1 pseudogene is annotated in these 922 nt (G+C 59.1%); it reads right to left on the reverse strand.

The features are described 5' to 3' along the window. Positions 1–128 precede the first annotated feature (128 nt). Positions 129–830 (reverse strand): annotated as a pseudogene (locus AB4Y42_RS44060) (reverse transcriptase domain-containing protein); the annotation flags it as partial. Positions 831–922: the final 92 nt, after the last annotated feature.

The raw sequence follows: 922 nt of genomic DNA on the forward strand, positions 1-922 counted from the left end.
CAGTGATTCTTCCGGCGTCGTGCCAATTGCATGATTGAGAAACACGACCTGTACGCCGCACGAGGAGAATTCCTCCATCAGCAGGGCTTGGTGCGCATATTTGCGCGCCAGGCGGTCTGGCGCGAGGTGACTCGCGGGTCCGCCACCCGATGCTTCACGAAACGGATCAACCATTGCCTGTTGACAGTGTCGAAAAAGCTTCGGATGTCGGCATCCAGAATCCAGTTCACCGGTCGCCACTGAATCGCTGCAGCCAACGCGTCGAGCGCATCATGCTGGTTACGACCCGGACGAAATCCGTACGAGAAGCCGAGGAAGTCTTCCTCATAAATGGCGTTCAGAACATCAACCATTACGCTTTGCACAAGCTTGTCTTCCAGTGCAGCTATACCCAATGGCCTGAGACCTCCGTCGCCCTTGGGTATATAACGGCGCAGCACTGGCAGGGCACGGTAGCTCCCTGTGTGAACTCGCCTGTGCAGGTCCCGGAGATTGCTCTCCAGTCCCGCTTCATAGCTTTGCCACGTCATGCCGTCAACTCCCGGCGCCACCTTACGTTTGAGCGCATAGAACGCAGCGCTCAGCCGCTCGACTGTGACGTGGTGCAGCAACGTCGTGAAACGCATCTTCTTATGCTGCCTCGCCAACTGCCGTACGCGATCCAGTCCCTGTGACACGCTTCCCCGGTTCTGCGCCCGGCACGTGTGATTCTGGTTCGCGTTTCCCTCGGTCCCCGCCCTTGGCTCCACCCACTCCGCAGCCGGTTTTCCGACCTTGTTCGCAGGCTTCTTCGCTACTACGGCGGAGTCTGACTTCTCACGCCCGTACATCATCGGCTTCGGCTCCTCACCTTCCCGACGCGGGCCTGGCTAATACCGCTACAACGCCAGGTCAGACGTGAGATCTCCCGGTTCCCGTGCAA

The sequence above is a fragment of the Paraburkholderia sp. EG286B genome (assembly GCF_040965655.1).
Lineage (GTDB): Bacteria > Pseudomonadota > Gammaproteobacteria > Burkholderiales > Burkholderiaceae > Paraburkholderia.